The organism is Qipengyuania pelagi (genome assembly GCF_009827295.1).
In the GTDB taxonomy this organism is placed as follows: domain Bacteria; phylum Pseudomonadota; class Alphaproteobacteria; order Sphingomonadales; family Sphingomonadaceae; genus Qipengyuania; species Qipengyuania pelagi.
The window spans coordinates 943,472-959,772 of sequence record NZ_WTYD01000001.1 but is presented as its reverse complement, the minus strand read 5'-3'; the positions used below and the strand labels follow the sequence as shown (position 1 = coordinate 959,772).

The following is a 16,301-nucleotide window of genomic DNA, read 5'->3' as shown; positions in this document are numbered from 1 at the left end:
GGATCTTGCCATCGCAGGGTGAACATAGATTTTAATAATCGCGTCCGCGGCCTACAAAGATTGTAATTTTTTCTGGATTTGGTCTGAGATTTGTTCCGCGAGTTCGCCGAGTTCCATGGCAAGCTCGTTCATGGTGTTTAACTCGTGCTCGCCGGTTCTCCCATCAGCCAATGCATTTTCCACCGCTTTGACTGCTCGTTCGAACTCGCTTTCTTTAAGATGGAGCATCGCCATCGCTTCTTCGACGTCGACAGGTATGGCGATCATGATAGCTCCAGCGGTAATGGAGCCGGACGCTTAAAATATCGCGGATTGCCGTCTCTCTCATACAGCCAGTCAAAAGCGCATCCCTTCTTCGCGATATTCGGGTTTGCAATGCCCTCCAGCTTGCAGATCTGAGCGATCAGATAAAGCTGTTTGGACGAAACCGGATCGCACCTCCAACGCTGTTTTGCGCCCGCCTTTCCAGATGCGATGAAGGATGTGACCTCGGCCTCATACAGGGTGCGCATGCGTGTCCATGATAGATACCGGCCCCACTCCGCGCATCTTTCAGCGCGTCTATCGTCATCGAAAATATGCTCGATAAGTCGCGCCAAGTCCTGCGTTGCGCTACTCTGTCGGGCTTCGATGGACCATTTCAGCAGGTGATCGGGATGGGCCATAAGACCATAAAGCGCGTAGTAATCGATGTTCTCGAAACCGATCGTCAGAAGTAGACCGCCCAACTCGTAGCGCTTTTCGTCACGCGCGCGGCGCTTTCCGGCCGCCGCTGCCTGCCGCTTCAGTTCAGCCACGTTCTCACTGGCGGGGGTCAGCGCAGATCTTCCTAGCGCCTCAATTTTGGCCAGTTTATCAAGAAGATCAGGAAATAGGGCATAATCCATCCTACCCGCATTGCACACGCAGAGCCGCAATGGCTGTCACCTACCCCCTTGGGTTCTCACCTTTCGAGGTTTGCCGGGATAAGAATTCTATTTTTCATGTCGGTGGCGGACATTGAGCCGCTTGCGGACAGTCCGCTTTAGGGGGGCGACCTCGGCTATTCCGCCGCTTATGCGGGGATGGCGTAAGGAACATCTCGGCCACAGCATTGCTTCCCGAAAGTCCGCCTCTCATGTAAGAAAGAATGTGCGGGACCAAGCAACCTCCCGCTCAGACCTTGCCGGTTCAAGTGTTGCCTCATGGCTCCGCGGCTGTTGCGGACCAATAGTTGTGAGGTAAACATGTCGCGACCACAGCCGTCTCCTTCCTTCTTGCAGCTGGCACGCGCGTTCTGGCGTATCGGATTGCTCAGCTTCGGCGGACCAGCCGGGCAGATCGCACTGATGCACCGCGAACTGGTCGAGGATCGTGGTTGGGTCAGCGAGGATGATTACCTGCACGCCCTAAATTTCTGCCACTTCCTTCCGGGGCCGGAGGCGCAGCAACTCGCCACGTGGATAGGCTGGCGCCTCCACGGATGGCGGGGCGGCCTCGCGGCGGGGCTGCTGTTTGTCATACCCGGTGCCGTCATCATCCTTGCCCTCAGCATGCTTTATGCGGTCGCTGCCAACCTCGACTGGTTCGAGGCGCTTTTCCTCGGCGTAAAGGCCGCGGTGCTGGCAATCGTGCTGCAAGCCCTGGTCCGGATTGCGGGTCGCGCGCTGAACACGCGGTTCAAGCAGGTGTTGGCAATAGCAGCCTTCGCCGCGTTGTTTCTGTTCGACCTGCCGTTTCCCGTTGTCATACTGGGTGCAGGAATCCTTGGCTTGGCGATCGCCCGGGTCAGGCCGCACTGGCTGGCGGTATCAGCCACGCCTTCCAGGATTGCTACCGGACCGCGCCCGTGGCGGGCAACGCTGCAATCCATCGTCATCTGGGCACTCATCTGGGCAGCGCCGATGGGCCTTGTGCTCGCTACCTTGGGCCCGGAGCACGTATTGTGGGACATCGGGACCTTCTTCTCGCAGCTGGCCGTTGTGACCTTCGGCGGCGCCTATGCGGTTCTGGCCTATATGGCGCAGGAGGCTGTGCAGGGATTCGGTTGGCTAAAACCGGGCGAGATGGCGGATGGACTGGGCCTTGCCGAGACGACGCCGGGGCCGCTGATCATGGTGACGCAGTTCGTCGGCTATCTCGCCGCCTATCGAGCGCCGGAGCCGTTCACGCCTCTTGTCGCTGGACTGTTGGGAGCGGGACTCACGACCTGGGTAACTTTTGCACCGTGCTTCCTGTGGATCTTCGCCTTCGCTCCGTGGATCGACCGGCTGGGTAACGCCGTGCGTATCAAGGGCGGCCTGGCGGTTATTACCGCGGCGGTCGTGGGCGTTATCGCAAACCTTGCTGTCTGGTTCGCCATCCACGTGATATTTGCCGCGGTGGGAGAAGCGAGGTTTGGACCCGTGCGGCTCTACGTGCCGGATTGGGCAACGCTAGACTGGCGGGCAGCGCTGCTGACCGCGCTTGCCTGCGCTCTGGTCTTTGTCGCGAAGTGGTCGGTCGTGCGCGTGCTGGCGATCAACGCGGTGGGCGGATTGATCCTGTCCGCCTTATGAGCCGGTTTCAGAGCCGCACGCCGAAATGTCCGAGTGCCCAGACCATTGCGAGGTAGAGCAGCACCGTCATGGTGCATCCGATGGCGAGAGCGGGCCAGAAAGCGACGCCGCGGTTCAGCATGACCGGAATGGCGAGGAACATCGGCAAGCTGGGCAGGACGAACCAGAAGGTGGCGTAGGCGTGCTCGGCCATGCGCGCGGTATCTTCGGTATCGCGCCACAACCATATCATTCCCAGCACGGAGATCAGCGGCAGCGAAGCGATCAGGGCTCCCAGGCCCGGAGCACGGCGGGCGACCTCGCTGACGATCGCGATGATAATGCCCGACAGGGCAGCCTTGAGCAGGAAGTATCCCATCGCGCCTTCTCCTCAGCTGGCCGGTTCTGGCTTGGTAACGGTGCTATCATCGCCACGCTGTATCCTGTCGCGCAATCGGCCTACACCCCATCCATCCCGCGTCACCTTGAGGTAGATGGCGGGAAGCACCAGCATGTTGAGGACAGTCGAACTCGTCAGGCCGCACAGGATCACGATGGCCATAGGCGCCTGAATCTCGCTCCCCGGTTCGCCCATGGCGATGGCAAGCGGGACGAGCGCCAGCCCGGCGGAGATAGCCGTCATCAGTATCGGCACGAGCCTTTCCTCCGCGCCCCGCCGAACGGCCTCCGCCAGATCGCTGACGCCTTCGACCTCCTGAAGGTGCTTGATATGCGTCACCATCATCACGCCATTGCGCGTGGCGATACCGAACAGCGTGATGAAGCCGACGATTGTCGCCACGGACAGAACCCCGCCGGTCAGCCACAATCCGACAACGCCGCCTACCAGCGCTAAGGGGAGGTTGATCATCACCAGCGCCGCATCGTTGGAGGATCGGAACGCCTGGCGCAGCAGCAGGAACATGCCGACGAGCACGATCAGGCCAAGCGCCAGCAATGTTCGCGTGGCACTCGCAGCGCTCTCGAACTGCCCACCGAGTTCGATGTGCGAACCTTGCGGGAGATCGATACCTTCGAGCGCGCTTTCAACGTCTTCGACCACGGCTCCCAGATCGCGGCCGGAGACGTTGGCCATCACCAGCTGCATCCGCTCGACGCTCTCGCGCGTGATGGCGTTGGGCCCCTGATCGCGCACGACATCTGCCACCGCGGCAAGTGGCAGCAATTGTCCGTCGGGCGCGGCGAGCAGCATGTTCTCCATCTGTCCGGCATCGTTGTATTGCGCCGGATCGTAGCGCACCACGACATCGGTGATGACCGGGCGCTCGACAAGCTGGCCGACTTCGGCCCCGGCAATGGCGGCCTGTATCGCGCCCGTCACGTCTTCCACGGCAAGCCCGTAATTGGCCAGATCAGCGCGACGCAGGCGCACGCGGAGGTAAGGCACGCGGCTTTGGGTGTCCTTCTGCACGTCGACGGCGCCGGGAATGGAGGAAACTGCGCTTTCCACCTGCGTCGTGATCGTCTGCAGCGTGTCGGTATCGGGCGCGAAGACCTTGATCGCGATGTTGGCACGCGCGCCGGAGAGGATGTGATCGATCCGGTGACCGATGGGCTGGCCGAATATCGCCTGAACACCGGGCACCGCACCCACGGCCCCCCGTAGGGCGGAAACAAGCTCTTCGCGATCGCGGCCGTCCTCGGCAAGCGTCGCCTCGATCTCAGACGCGAAGACTTCCTGCGCGTGCGGATCGCCCGGCGCTCGGCCGGTCCGGCGCGCCGTGGTCAGCACTTCGGGCTGCGACAACAGCGCAGCCTCGACCTCACTTGCAGCCCGGTCGCTGTCTTCCAGACTGGTGCCGGGCAGCGTGGTGACGTTGACCGTCAGTGAGCCCTCGTTGAACTCGGGCAGGAAGGACCGGCCCGCCAAAGCGATGCCGATTCCGGCGGCACCGACCATCACCAGCGAGGCGATGGCAAGCACTTTCCAGCGGTCCAGCCAGCGCGACAGCACGCCATCATACCAGCTCTTCATGCGGATGACCCATTTCGGCTCGTTGCCGATATCTTCCGGCTTGCGGCTGAGCAGGTCGTAGCTGAGCGCCGGGGTCAGCGTGAGCGCCACGGCGAGACTGGCCAGCAGCGATACGCCATAGGCCAGCGCAAGAGGTTGCAGCAGCCTGCCTTCGATGCCCGTCAGGCCGAAGATCGGCAGGAAGACGAGAAGAATGATCAGCGTCGCGAAGATGATCGCGCCCTGCACCTCGCTGGTGGCGGCAGCGACTACCTTAATGTCGCTCTCCCGCTCTCCCTCCGGCTTCTCGCGCTCCAGTCGCAATCGCCGGACCACGTTCTCGACCACGATGATGGCATCGTCGACCAGCATGCCGAGCGCAATGGCAAGCCCGCCCAGCGTCATCGTGTTGATCGTGCCGCCGCCTGAATTGATGACGATGATCGCGCTCACCACCGAAACCGGGATCGCCGCGAGCGCCACCGCAGTCGCGCGCCAGCTGACAAGGAAGATGAAGACGATGATCGCCACGAGGACCAGTCCCTCGATCAGCGCGGTCGTCACGTTGTCTACCGAGCGCTGGATGAAGTCCGACTGGCGGAAGACCTGCGTCTCCAGCACCATGCCTTCAGGAAGGGTGCGCTGGATCTCGGCAAATACGGTATCGAGCCGGTCGGTCAGCTCGAGCGTATTGGCACCGGGCTGCTTCTGGATGGCAAGGATCACGGCAGGTTCGCCGTTGAATGCCCCGGTGCCGCGCTTTAGCCCTTCGCCGATGCGGATTTCGCCCACTTCGCGCGCCAGCACGGGAAGGCCACCTGTCTCACCGACCACGACATTGCCGAATTCTTCCGCGGTGGCAGCACGACCTACGCCTTCGATCAGCAATTCCTGGCCGTTCTCGACGACGACGCCCGCGCTCTGGTTGGCGCTGGCACTGCTCATCGCCTCCACCACCTGATTGAGGCCGATGCCCCGCGCCGACAGCCGCGCCGGATCGACCAGCAACTGCACCTGCCGCTCGTCTCCGCCGATGGTCATCACCTCGGCAATGCCGGGAACCGACATCACGCGGCGGCGCACGATCCAGTCGGCGGTGGATTTGAGTTCCATCGGGCTTGCCGTGTCGGACCGCATGGCCACGAACATGATCTCGCCCATCACGGAACTCGCCGGGGTCATGTGCGGCGGCGGAACATCGTCGGGCAGTTCATCGGTCGCAGTCTGGAGCCGTTCGGCGGTCACACGGCGCGCCTGCTCCGGCTCGGTGGACCAGTCGTATTCCATCGTCACGACCGCAAGGCCGGTCGCGCTGTTTGAACGGATACGCCGCAAGCCGGGTGCGCCGTTAAGCGCGGTTTCCAGAGGGATGGTGATGCGCTGCTCGACCTCGGTCGGCGTATAGCCGCCCGCATCGACCACCACGGTGACGGTCGGCGCGGTAAGGTCGGGCAGCACGTCGACCGGCGTGCGCATGGCGGTCCACGCGCCGAACGCCGTCAATAGCAGCGCGATGGCGTAGACCGCGACGCGGTTTTCGAGGCTCCAGCGGACGAGACGTTCAAGCATTGTCCGGCCCCTCAGTGTGCATGGCCGTGGCCGAATGCGCCGGGCGTTGCCGCCGCCGCACGCACGGCCGAGGCACCTTGCGATACCACGCGTTCGCCGGCCTCGATCTGGCCTTCCACGGCGACGCGGTCACCGCTGCGCGAGAGGACAGTCACCGCGCGGCGCTGGAAGGTCTCGCCACCCAGCATCACGTAGACGACGTCCTGCCCGCCTTCGTTCAGGATTGCGCCTGCCGGGATGGTCAACCGCTTGGTCGCGGTTCCGGTGCGCAGGCTGCCCTGCAACCGCTGCCCGGGACGAACCGCGCGGCTGTTCCATGCGAAGATGACGGGCAGTGTGCGGGTGGCTGGATCGATAGCCGCCCCGCGCTGGACCAGCGATACATCGCTGCGTCCGAGCGAGATGGTCTCGCCCGGCAGGGTGAGGTCGATGCCCTGCGGACTGCCAACCTGCGCGGCAAGGCTTTCGGGAACACGCGCCACCAGCCACAATGCAGCGGGATTGCCGATGCGCATAAGCTGTTCGCCGCCTTGCACACCCTTGCCCTGGACGAGCGAGCTTTCGAGGATCTCTCCGGAAATCGGCGCGACGACGGGCACACCGGATCCGCCCCCAGCAACGGCATTGCGCCGCTGCCGCGCCGAACGCAGCTGCGCTTCGGCGAGCCGCAGATCGGTCCGTGCTTCGTCGAGACGTCGGGATGGAACCGCTTCCGCCTCTACCAGGCTGTTCATTCGCGCAACCTCGCGCGCCGCGGCGTCGCGCGCGATGGACGCCTCGTTGACCGCAAACTCGAGCGTCGCGACATCTTCGCCCCCGCCAAGGGTCGAGGAAATGCTCGCCAGCGTCTGCCCGCGGCGGACAAAGCTGCCCGAAGAATAGACCCGCGGCGCGCGCACGATGCCATCGACAGGCGCGGAAACGATGGCTTCGGCCTGGGGCTGCATCTGCACGTCCACCGTCACCGGCACGGTTTCGGCAAGCTCCTCCATCGTCGCGGGTGCGGTCATGAAGGGAATGCGCCACTGCACTTCCTTGGTGAAGGCGATAGCGCCCTCGATCTCGGTTTCGGGTGGGGCCGCCTCTGCCCCTTCCTCGCTGGTGGCGTAGACGGTGACATCGCCAAGATCGTGTGAGGACACACCGCGCGGGTTGTCGAGCACGAGCCGCAGCCGTGCCGTGCCGCTCTTGGAAGCGGTCAGCAGCGGGCGGAAGATTCCTTTGACATCGCTAGGCCCGGCCTCCGCCGTATCGGTCGATCCGTCGGGCCATGTCAGTTCGGCAGTCAGGGTGCCGTCGGTCACCGGATCGTAGCTGTCGAGCCAGGTCAGGTGCGCGTCGAACCGGCGGTTCTTGCCCATGACCAAAGGCCTGTATTCGACGAACAATTCGGTCGTCTCGGTAAAGTCGGTGACCACGATCCCGCCGCCTCCGTGCCCATGCGCCTCTTCGGCGGGCGCATCGGCACCGTTGCCGCAGGCGACCAGCGACAAGGGAAGGAGGGCAGCGAGGCAAGCTGCGAGCAGGCGGGATCGGGTCATGGTCAGGATACTCGAAAGGTCAGGCTATCAATGTTCGTGCGGCACGGATTCGTCGTGCGGCTCTTCCTCGGCGACGGGTTCGGCCACCGGCTCAGGAGCATCGTTGTCGTCGTCCAGCACCGCCGTTTCGGTTTCAGCGGTGTCCTCGCTCGCGGTCTCGCCGCACGCGGTCAGGGCAAACATTGCCGGAACGGCGGCAAGCATCATCGTTTTTTTCATCAGTAAGTCCTTCCAATGGCTAGGTCGTATTCGACGGCCGCAAGGGCCGCATCGGTTGCGAGCGCGATCACCGACAGGTCGGCCTCGCGCGCGGCTTCATAGGCGTCGAGGAGTTCCACGACGCCGATCTCTCCCGCCTGGTAGGCGGTTTCGGCAATAGTCCCGAGGCGTCCGGCATCTTCGCGCGCACCGGCGGCAGTCACGGCCGCGTCGCGCGCGGCAGCAAGCCGCGCTGCCGCGGCATTCTGCTCCGCTTCAACCCGGCGGCGGGCAAGGAGAAGCTCGGATTCCAGCGCGGCGGCACGGGCCTCTTCACGCCGCACGGCAGCCGAGCCCGCGTTCCATAAGGGAACGGTGACGCCAACGGAAACGACGGGCCCATAGGCGGTGTCGATCCCATCATCCCGGCGCAGCACGCCAGCGCCCACGACAAGCTGCGGTAGCCGCGCCTGGTCGGCAGCGCGAACGCGGTATTCCGCCGCCTCGATCCGGCGCTCGTCGGCGATAAGATCGGCGCGCTCGCCGGGCTCCGCTGCGCTTGCAACACGCGTGATGGCCTCGCGTTCGACCTGCGGGTCTGCGATTCCGGTGAGCGATGCCAGCGCGGCGCAATCGGCAGCGACATCGCCGCGCGCCCGAGCCAGCTGCGCCTCGGCGGCCCGACGTTCGACCCGCACCCGGCGCACGTCGTAAACGGCGGTATCGCCTGCCTCGGCGCGCGCTGTGGAGACCCGCTCTGCCTCGGCCAATTCATCGGTATAGCGCTGCCAGACGTCGAGCTGGGCGCTCGCAGCGGCGCATTGCACATAGGCTTGGCGCACTTCGGCCACAAACACTTGGCGACGTCGCGCAATCTCGGCTTCCGTCGCGAGACCATCGGCGCGTGCAGCATCGCGGAGCGATCCGCGCCGCCCATTCAGGTCGATGGGCTGGACGATGCCCAGCTGGTATTCGTTCTCACCGCCTGCGCCCTCGCGCGACAGCTCGACAATCGGATTGTCACGCGGGCCGATGGCGTCGATCTCAGCCGCCGAAGCCGCGCGTTCGGCATCGTCACGAGCGGAAATGCCTTCGCGCGCTAGGGCACGCCCGATCGCCGCATCTTCGTCAACAACGTTCTGCGTTTGCGCCGCAACGGGCATGGCGCACAACAGAATAGCAATGGGAATGGATGCATCGTGCATCCGCAATTTGGGCATGGATTCCTCCGCGTGAACTGACAGCCGGGCAGCCGCCCGGCAGGAACGTCAGATCGCGCGGGGCGGTCGCAAGAGGGAATCCAGGCGTGAAAGCACCCTCAGGCGAAGTTCCGTCGGGCCTATTGCCGACCGTTCACCGATCACGGCTCTGACCGGCGAAATCTCCGGCAGTGGTATGTCTCCACCAACGGCGAAGGCCGGCTTGTGATCGTGCGTCAGATCGCCCGCCGCATCATCCTGTTCGGCATCAGCTTCGCCAGTCGCCGAATGTTCATGATCGTGATCGTCGTGGTGCGAGTGCACGGCACCAACCGAGCTCAGATTCTCATGCCCGCTCAAATGCGCACCCCAAGCCGCACGCGGCACGACTAGCGCGCTTACAAGCAGGACGAGGGTGAGAAGTCGGAACACACTGCTGCGATAACCGGCAGGAGCCCGCAACGCAATGCCGGTGATTTTCTTCGGTGCGCTGATCGTCCGCTTTTGGCGTCTCAACTGCAATCCGCGAATGACCGGGATTGAGGCGCATTGCAGACCGGCAGAAAGTGGGCCGGTTGCTGACAGTCCGGATCTGACAAGGAAATGAGCGAAGCGGACGTTCGGCTTTGGCGCCTAATTACGGACATCGAACCTTTTTCGATTTCCGCCTGAAAGCAGCCCTTCGAGGCGCCCGTTTACTTCGATCGGGTCATGCGGCCCTCAAAATGGGATGCCGTCCTTGGCAACGGTGAACCTCGATGGTGATGTGAGCATATTCTTCATGAATGGACAGGCGATCCGCATAGGCTTCGGACGACAAAGGCTCCGCTGCTACAAGAGCAGCGATGACACCGAACTGCCCGGGGCCCACGCGCCAGACGTGCAGGTCGGTGACGGACGCGTCTCCATCTTCGAGGGCTTCGCGAATTTCGTCGTATTGCTCGGGTGAAGCGGTGGCATCCACGAGGACCGCAGATGTGTCCCGCATAAGCGACCACGACCAACGCGCGATCACGATCGCACCAACGAGCCCCATAGCGGCGTCCATCCAGCGCCATCCAAGATACTGGCCCGCGAGCAGCGCGATGATGGCGAGCACTGAGGTCAAGGCATCGGCAAGAACATGCAGATAAGCCGACCGCAGATTGTTGTCCGAATGCGCATGCTCATGCCCGTGCGTATGGCCGTGGCCGTGGCCGTGGCCGTGCGCATGTTCATGATCGTGATGATGGTCCGCACCAAGAAGCCAAGCACTAGCCAGGTTCACCGCCAATCCCAGCACGGCGATCCAGATCGCTTCCGCATAGGCCACACCGACCGGAGCAATGAGACGCTGGAACGATTCCACCGCGATGCCGATAGCGAACATCGCCAGAACCAGCGCGCTTGCGAACCCGGCCAGATCGCCGACCTTCCCGGTGCCGAAGGTAAAACGCGGATTTCCGACATGGCGTTTGGCATACCAATAGGCGAATGCGGCGACACCAAGCGCGCCCGCATGCGTCGCCATATGAATTCCGTCCGCCAAAAGCGCCATCGATCCTGTCCAGAGTCCGGCAGCGATCTCAATGACCATCATGGCTGCCGTCAGGGCGACCACCCAATGCGTCCGCCGCGCGTGCTTATCATGCGAAGAGCCGAGAAAATTGTGGGAATGGGCTGAAGCGTGCTTATGGTCGTGATGCATAAGGCGATTTGTAGCGAAGAACGCCTTCTTCGCAACGTCCCATTATTCGTCGAGCATGCCCGAAACCCGTCATTCCGCTTCGCACCCACATTCCGCTTCGCACCCAGTAGTCGCCATCGGCAACAAGATCTGGCGACCTAAATTCGGCCGTTACAAGAAGACCTGAGGATCGGCAGAATACGGGCCGACTGCGGACTGGCGGGTATTGAGCATTGCGCGGGGAAAGCGGATATTCGTCCAGCTGGCTGCTGTGCCACAAAGATCCAATTTTGCATGGTGTGACAGACCCATCGAGTCCCGGAAAACAGTCGTCCGTTCATTGCGGCCGAAGACAAAAGCCACGCTGTCGCTTCGATGATCAAGAACACCCTCGATTTCGGCTCAAATCAATTCGGTCCCAACAGGCTCATTGACGCAGCTAACAATTCCGTCGATCCCTTTCCATAGTCGGTTGAAGGGGAGGCCGCGTGAGCGGTGCTGGCTATTGGAGATCGAGCGCGAAAGCCTGGATGCGGTCCTGCATCAGCTCTATCAGGACATCGACAAGCACGGGCGGCAGCACGGTGGCGGAACCCGTGGGGACAAGCTCGGTGGCACTGTCGAATTGCTAGGCGTCGCGCTGCGGATCACCAATCCACGAGCGAGGATCAGTCGATCTGAAAACCGGGGGAAGCCGTTCAGCGCGTTGGGGGAGCTGCTGTGGTATCTCTCTGGCTCCGACAAACTGGCTTTCATCAAGCCCTACGTCTCCGAATACGAAAACGACGCTGTCGATGGCGTCCTGGAAGGGGCCTACGGTCCGCGGCTCATGGCGATGCGCGGCGAGATCAACCAGTTCGACAGCATCGAACAACTTTTGCAGCGAAAACCCGGATCCAGACGCGCGGTCGTCCAGCTCTTCAACGCCGAGGATATCGTGACCGATCACAAGGAGATTCCCTGCACGACCACGTTGCAGTTCCACCTACGCGACGACCGGCTGCACCTGTCCGTCACGCTGAGATCGAACGACGCCTATTGGGGCCTGCCCCATGATGTGTTCTGCTTTACAATGATCCAGGAGATGATGGCGCGGCGGCTCGAGGCTGAACTCGGCGAATACTATCAATATGTCGGCAGTATGCATGTCTATGAGAAATATCTGCCGGACATGCGCGCCTATCTCGAAGAGGGGGTCCAGCAAGTCCATGCCATGCCCCCGATGCCCACCGGCAACCCCTTCGATCTGATTCCGCAACTGCTGGAGATCGAGGGCCGACTGCGCGAGGGGCAACGGGTCAAACCTGCCAGCGAAATGTCCGACCCTTACTGGGGTGACATCGTCCGCCTGCTGCAAGTATTCTGGTCGCGACGCCAATCCGGCAGCAAGGAGGAGCATGTTCGCCGGCTCGAAGAGATCCGCGGTGAACTGGCGTCGGCATCCTATAAGCCGTATGTCGATGGGAGAAAGGATCTACCGATCCGCGCCGCCGCCAAAAAGGCCGTCGGCGATTCAGAATCAGGAACCGCGGGCGATGTGGCCAAGTAGAGATGTGGAGCGCAAGCGTCTAGAAACGGAGCTGACGATCGCGAAGACCGCCCTTGGGCTGGCAGGCCTCGTGAATCAGGCGACGATCGAAACCCTCGCACTGCAGTTCGTCGCCAGCCAGCGTCGGGAAGACTACTACGAGCAAGTTCAGGCGAAGCCTGTCTCGGCCGCGCGAGCTGATCCCAACAGCTCGGCTTTTGACGCGGAACGCGCCGTCGCCCACCATATGCAGCAAGGCAACATCGACGAGGCTGGCTGGCTGATCTTTCTGATGACCCACTTCGCGCGCCCGGTCGGATCCAAGTGGCTGCGTCTCCAAGACGTCTATGGCAAGCTGGGGACCGGCACATGGAACTGGGCCAATGTCACGGCCAACCCCGCCGCGTTCTATGACTGGCTCGACGCCAACTGGCAGCAGATACGGGGTAAGTTCGGCAACCACCGGAAATACACGAGCCTACGACCGAATGCTCAGATCCCCATGCGCAAGACGGTTGCCGACTATCTTGCTTGGATTGGTCCAGCCGGACATGCGGGGTTCTTCGCGAACGCCGTCCACGCCGCTGGCAATGACCCGCACGTCATATTCGACCATCTATACAAAGAGATGAAGATCGGCACCTTCGCGCGGCTCGGCAAGTTCGACTATCTGTCGCTCGTGGGACGCTACGGTTTGGCCCCGATCGAAGCTGGGTCGGCCTATTTAAAGGGCGCTACGGGACCGGAGGCCGGCGCGCGGCTACTAGTGAATGGAGCCCGCAAGTCCGCGACGCCCCTCGGCTCGATACAGGGCAAGCTCGATGCCCTTGACCTTCGGCTTAAGGTCGGCATGGCGATTATGGAGGACGCACTTTGCAACTGGCAGAAGAGCCCCGCCAAGTTCGTCCATTATCTCGGCTGATCGAATAGCGCCGCGAGGTCGTCCCAGCGCCAGTGGCGCTTGAGGAAGTTCATCTGATCGGGACGGATCATCCGCCGGTGCTGCATCTGCCCGACGGTCAGACCTGGCGCGACGCCGGTCGACACGCTGAACCGAACGACCGCATCCTTCGCCGCGTATAACCTCTCGAACTCGTCCTCACGACGTTCGGGTATGATACAGCGCGACGCGAAGTCGTTGGCTTCGCGTTCGGTGTCATCCTGCGCCTCGGCGTCGATGTCGCTATCCACGAACGTCTGCGCGCGATGAAGGACGACGTGGCCGAGCTCATGGAACACGGTGAACCAGAAGCGATCGTCAGACAGGCCGCGAAAGCTCAGCAGGATCATCGCCTTGTCCGAGGCGACCATTCGGCTCGCGCCCGACGCGCGGCAGCCCTGCGGCGCGCGCTGCAGCACGACGGCGACGCCCACCTCGGCGCATAGCGACTTGAGCTTTGGCAGGAAGAGTTCGGGCCGGCGGATGAGCGACAATTTCCTGATCGCCTCCATCCTATCCAGCAGATTATCGACATGCAGCGGACGCGTCGAAACCATGTCTGCGCTCAATTCTCCCTCACGAAGCCACATCAGAACGGCGTGGTCATCCGAGCTGAATGCCTGAGACGTGCGAAACAGGGTTTCCGATCGGATCCGGCCGTAGCGCGTCTCCCACGCCGCGATCGTGCCGACGTTGAAGAACGCCAGGCGGCGGCGCACCTCGGACCTGCGGGTGTCTTCCGACATCCGCCCCCGCGGCTTCGCTCCCGGCACAGGAATCAGGAGCCAGTCGTCGGCGTCTGTCGCGAACGCGCGATCGACCGCCCGTTCCAGCGCGCCGTCGTAGTTCTCCTGCCGCTTGAGCCAAAACGTCGCAGTGCCGCCCAGCGATGCGGCTAGAGCGCTAGCGTCATCAGCTTGGATCGGTTGCGACCCGTCGAGCAACCCGCGGAGCGAGGCCATTCCACCTGAGAGACGAACGGCGACGTCTTCAGGACCGACACCGCGCCGCTGCATGAGGGCCCGTATCGAATCGCCGGGCTTCGAAAACCAGTCGGGTATGAACTCGTGCGCTTCCCTCAAGGCACCCTCGACACTTCCACCAGCTTCAACCTCATCACACTGTCCCACCGAATCCGGCCATCGTCAGCTCTCCTAAAGCGTGTTCCGACCACTACAAGGGCTGCGCGATAGTCTGCACTAAGGTCGACACGAAGGGAATCGTCGTCCAGCACAATGATCTCGCCGGCATGCAGGTCGATCAACTGCTCAGCGTGATCGAGCGCGTGCGCATCGGAAATGAAAGTGACGAGCGCCTGCGCCTCCACTCGACCATATTGCCGCTCCGCACGATCAAGGTCAGTGCAGATGTCGTGGAGCAGCTGGTCGTGGAACGAAACTGTGATCAAGAAGCGCACGCTCCGTTCGTCTTCGCGCCGCAGACGGGCATCGCTATGCCGCCGCCCCTCATTGCGGCAACGGCGACCCGTGGGGCTTGGCTTGCTGCTTCGCGCGGATCGTCTCGATGCGATCCCAATTTCGCTCAAGCTCCCGGTGGCCGGCGTCGTCCATGTTGATGCCCGATGCGCTGCACAACCCCGCCAAGGTCACCATCACGCCTCCGACTTCCTCATCAGGCCGCCCGACCGGCCTGCCGAACACGTATTCAACCAGCGCCAGCGCGTCATCACGCGAGCACCCATTAGCCTGCGCGAGCTCGAGCGCCTCTTCCAGGAAGCGATGGGTTCTCTCCGCCCGATTGGAACGGACTGCCGGCGGGAAGCAAGCGTCGAGCCACTGCTCCACCCGCCGCTGATAGGAACTCAACTCCGACGACATTCCTGCCGATCCCCCGGTGAGAAACCGAGGACTGGTCTCTCAATGCATTGATACGACCGGCCCCGGCGATGTCAAAGAGCAATGTCGGTCCGTTGCAGACTGGCGGTCGGCGACAATCATCATTCGTTTGAGTGGCGCCTCTGAGCGAAAGGCGGCTTTGTGGATAGGCTGTCGAACCCGCGGATGACCGAATTTAGGGCGCATAGCAGCCATAATGCCATGAAAGAGTTTAGAGGCCGCCACCGCTAGACCGTCGCGGCCTCTCCCCTTTTGTCTCGCGATCGCCTAGCTGACGTTCGAGGTTTGCCCGGCACTACGTAGCAACGCCTGCAACCGCTCATCCGCACGCTGGATCCCTTGATCTCTGTCCGAAGGCACTCGCCGTAAATGCACAATTTCATTAGCTTTTGCCCGGAAGCTCCCTTTTTGGCCAATCGGCGGAAGGACCAAAGCGCGACCATTCCCCGCACCAATATAAAGGCGGCAGCCTGAGATGATGTGAGTCGCGCCGTCGCGAGGCGCATAAAGTGTCAGTTCGACGAACCGATATTCGCCATTGATCCTTTCGAACCCAAGGTGAACGATATCTTCGTCGCTGTCTTTTGCAGCCATTGCCACCTGCAGTGGATTGTCCGGAGTGCGTCTATCTCCCGCGATCAGCGAAAGTCCTGGCTTCAGCGCTTTGCCTCGCAGCAGCATCTGATGAATGGCACCGAGATAGCGGGCCATGATCTGGTTTTCGGCTTCGACGTTCATCGTAATCTTCCTTGAATTTTCATCCCCCGATCCGGGGACATTTCCACCTCCAAAAAATTTTGTGTCTTCCAGACGATATCCCGCAGGACGGACTTCCCGCGGGATATCTGATCAGTTGTGCCCTCCGCTGCACCATCGGGTTTCAGAATAACTGGTGTCTGGTGCGACGGCCTGCGAACGAACGTCGTCACATGCTTTTTTTCAGAGCCTGCACCGCATCTCTGCCGCCCCTGTTCAGGAGTTCGAGCTCTACGCACGCCGAGGTTCAGCGCTGGATTTTCCAGGGCAATCCGCTTACGACGCCGACGGGCGTTTTCAGCGATACTCTCTTCGCGCTCGTTTGCCTTGCGCGTCTTCAAGTTCTGCGCGCTGCGAGCTGCCGCAGCTGCGGCCCGCAACTCGGGCGACCCACTCCTGATTTGACGCATCGACAGCTGCACAACGAGCCTCGTCTTTCTGTTTTTTTTGGGGGGGGGTGGGCGCGTTTGGGTTTCTCGACAGAAAAACCCTTTGTTGCGCACCACCCCCCCTTCCTTCCTCCTCCTACTCGCTGTTTCGTCAGGGGGCGGTGATTC

At 62.3% G+C, this 16,301-nt stretch carries 17 protein-coding genes; 4 read left to right on the top strand and 13 right to left on the bottom strand.

From position 1 onward, the window contains the following. Positions 1 to 51: 51 nt before the first annotated feature. Positions 52 to 267 (bottom strand): hypothetical protein, encoded by a 216-nt coding sequence (locus tag GRI47_RS04685; protein ID WP_160660182.1) that lies wholly within the window; start codon positions 265 to 267, stop codon positions 52 to 54. Continuing rightward, the gene (locus tag GRI47_RS04680) at positions 264 to 887 is read right to left on the bottom strand and encodes a hypothetical protein (RefSeq protein ID WP_160660181.1); all 624 of its coding nucleotides are present in this window, start codon (positions 885 to 887) and stop codon (positions 264 to 266) included. The genes GRI47_RS04685 and GRI47_RS04680 overlap by 4 nt, the downstream gene beginning before the upstream one ends. A gap of 339 nt (positions 888 to 1,226) precedes the next feature. Here GRI47_RS04680 and chrA point away from each other — a divergent pair, with 339 nt between their 5' ends. After that, positions 1,227 to 2,537: a chromate efflux transporter gene (gene chrA, locus GRI47_RS04675; protein WP_202387283.1), complete on the top strand. Its 1,311-nt coding sequence runs from the start codon at positions 1,227 to 1,229 to the stop codon at positions 2,535 to 2,537. A gap of 7 nt (positions 2,538 to 2,544) precedes the next feature. On the opposite strand, the gene GRI47_RS04670 is transcribed toward chrA, so the two are convergent. Genes GRI47_RS04670 through GRI47_RS04650 form a run of 5 tightly spaced genes read right to left on the bottom strand, consistent with a single transcriptional unit; the run spans position 2,545 to position 9,019 of the window. Beyond that, positions 2,545 to 2,895 (bottom strand): DUF3147 family protein, encoded by a 351-nt coding sequence (locus GRI47_RS04670; protein ID WP_160660179.1) that lies wholly within the window; start codon positions 2,893 to 2,895, stop codon positions 2,545 to 2,547. A gap of 12 nt (positions 2,896 to 2,907) precedes the next feature. Next, positions 2,908 to 6,060, bottom strand: a complete 3,153-nt coding sequence (locus GRI47_RS04665) for an efflux RND transporter permease subunit (protein WP_160660178.1) — start codon at positions 6,058 to 6,060, stop codon at positions 2,908 to 2,910. A gap of 11 nt (positions 6,061 to 6,071) precedes the next feature. Further along, complete coding sequence (locus tag GRI47_RS04660; RefSeq protein WP_160660177.1) at positions 6,072 to 7,601, bottom strand: efflux RND transporter periplasmic adaptor subunit; 1,530 nt, start codon at positions 7,599 to 7,601, stop codon at positions 6,072 to 6,074. Positions 7,602 to 7,628: 27 nt separating this feature from the next. After that, positions 7,629 to 7,820, bottom strand: a complete 192-nt coding sequence (locus GRI47_RS04655) for a hypothetical protein (RefSeq protein WP_160660176.1) — start codon at positions 7,818 to 7,820, stop codon at positions 7,629 to 7,631. Beyond that, positions 7,820 to 9,019: a TolC family protein gene (locus GRI47_RS04650; RefSeq protein ID WP_160660175.1), complete on the bottom strand. Its 1,200-nt coding sequence runs from the start codon at positions 9,017 to 9,019 to the stop codon at positions 7,820 to 7,822. The genes GRI47_RS04655 and GRI47_RS04650 overlap by 1 nt, the downstream gene beginning before the upstream one ends. Before the next feature lie 210 nt (positions 9,020 to 9,229). On the opposite strand from GRI47_RS04650, the gene GRI47_RS04645 reads away from it, so the two are divergent. Next, complete coding sequence (locus GRI47_RS04645) at positions 9,230 to 9,391, top strand: hypothetical protein (RefSeq protein ID WP_160660174.1); 162 nt, start codon at positions 9,230 to 9,232, stop codon at positions 9,389 to 9,391. A gap of 316 nt (positions 9,392 to 9,707) precedes the next feature. Here GRI47_RS04645 and dmeF read toward each other — a convergent pair whose 3' ends face one another. Next, positions 9,708 to 10,685 (bottom strand): CDF family Co(II)/Ni(II) efflux transporter DmeF, encoded by a 978-nt coding sequence (gene dmeF / locus GRI47_RS04640; RefSeq protein WP_160660173.1) that lies wholly within the window; start codon positions 10,683 to 10,685, stop codon positions 9,708 to 9,710. A gap of 484 nt (positions 10,686 to 11,169) precedes the next feature. Between dmeF and GRI47_RS04635 the strand changes: the two genes are divergently transcribed. After that, positions 11,170 to 12,213 carry a thymidylate synthase gene (locus GRI47_RS04635; protein ID WP_160660172.1) on the top strand — a complete coding sequence of 348 codons (1,044 nt, stop codon included), beginning with the start codon at positions 11,170 to 11,172 and terminating at the stop codon, positions 12,211 to 12,213. Between the two features lie 4 nt (positions 12,214 to 12,217). Continuing rightward, the gene (locus tag GRI47_RS04630; RefSeq protein ID WP_202387180.1) at positions 12,218 to 13,114 is read left to right on the top strand and encodes an alpha-glutamyl/putrescinyl thymine pyrophosphorylase clade 3 protein; all 897 of its coding nucleotides are present in this window, start codon (positions 12,218 to 12,220) and stop codon (positions 13,112 to 13,114) included. Here GRI47_RS04630 and GRI47_RS04625 read toward each other — a convergent pair. The 5 genes from GRI47_RS04625 to GRI47_RS04605 form a co-directional block, all read right to left on the bottom strand. Continuing rightward, positions 13,102 to 14,148, bottom strand: a complete 1,047-nt coding sequence (locus GRI47_RS04625; RefSeq protein WP_202387179.1) for an ImmA/IrrE family metallo-endopeptidase — start codon at positions 14,146 to 14,148, stop codon at positions 13,102 to 13,104. The two genes, GRI47_RS04630 and GRI47_RS04625, sit on opposite strands and share 13 nt — an antisense overlap. 62 nt (positions 14,149 to 14,210) lie before the next feature. Then, positions 14,211 to 14,549, bottom strand: coding sequence for a hypothetical protein (locus GRI47_RS04620; RefSeq protein WP_160660169.1), 339 nt, complete (start codon positions 14,547 to 14,549; stop codon positions 14,211 to 14,213). Between the two features lie 49 nt (positions 14,550 to 14,598). Continuing rightward, the gene (locus GRI47_RS04615; protein ID WP_160660168.1) at positions 14,599 to 14,970 is read right to left on the bottom strand and encodes a hypothetical protein; all 372 of its coding nucleotides are present in this window, start codon (positions 14,968 to 14,970) and stop codon (positions 14,599 to 14,601) included. A 285-nt stretch (positions 14,971 to 15,255) separates the two neighbouring features. After that, on the bottom strand, positions 15,256 to 15,726 hold the full coding sequence (locus GRI47_RS04610; RefSeq protein ID WP_160660167.1) for a hypothetical protein: 471 nt from the start codon (positions 15,724 to 15,726) through the stop codon (positions 15,256 to 15,258). Beyond that, complete coding sequence (locus GRI47_RS04605; protein ID WP_160660166.1) at positions 15,723 to 16,085, bottom strand: hypothetical protein; 363 nt, start codon at positions 16,083 to 16,085, stop codon at positions 15,723 to 15,725. Before GRI47_RS04605 ends, GRI47_RS04610 begins: the two co-directional genes overlap by 4 nt. Positions 16,086 to 16,301 lie beyond the last annotated feature (216 nt).